The sequence below is a fragment of the Colwellia sp. 12G3 genome, from assembly GCF_002836775.1.
Taxonomy (GTDB): domain Bacteria; phylum Pseudomonadota; class Gammaproteobacteria; order Enterobacterales; family Alteromonadaceae; genus Colwellia.
This window is the reverse complement of the sequence record NZ_PJAQ01000023.1, coordinates 1-411: the sequence shown is the minus strand read 5'-3', so window position 1 is coordinate 411 and position 411 is coordinate 1. Positions and strand designations below refer to the sequence as shown.

Sequence of the window (411 nt, the reverse complement as noted above, 5' to 3'; positions counted from 1 at the left end):
GTAGCAGACGTTAGCCTTGGCTTATCTAACGACAAATGATCCACATTGCAGATATTAACATCAATAATTTTTTGAGCTATTTAGAACCTTTTGAAAAGCCAGATTCATAGGGTAAAAGGTCTATTCAAAATGTATTAAAAGCCGTCTTAAAAGGACGGCTTTGTGATATTAACTAAGCATGAACTATTAGTTTTTATGTTTTATAAATTTTCTAGGTAATAACACCAAACTCAAAAGTAGTAACATAAAGAAGCTGGTTGAGCCGCCACCACTACTTTTTGTTGGCTCAGTTGGGGTAGGTGCTACAGATTTAGTAGAATCTAATGGATATGCATCACTTGAGTCCGCAACACCATCGCCATCATCATCTGTGTCAGCATTATTCCCAATACCATCACCATCAGTATCGAC

The 411-nt window shown here is 36.7% G+C and carries 1 protein-coding gene; it reads right to left on the bottom strand.

Translation table 11 applies throughout. The annotated features are described in order from the left end of the window. Positions 1-186: 186 nt before the first annotated feature. Positions 187-411: GlyGly-CTERM sorting domain-containing protein (locus CXF71_RS07950; RefSeq protein ID WP_157826712.1), on the bottom strand; the 225-nt coding region annotated here is incomplete at its 5' end.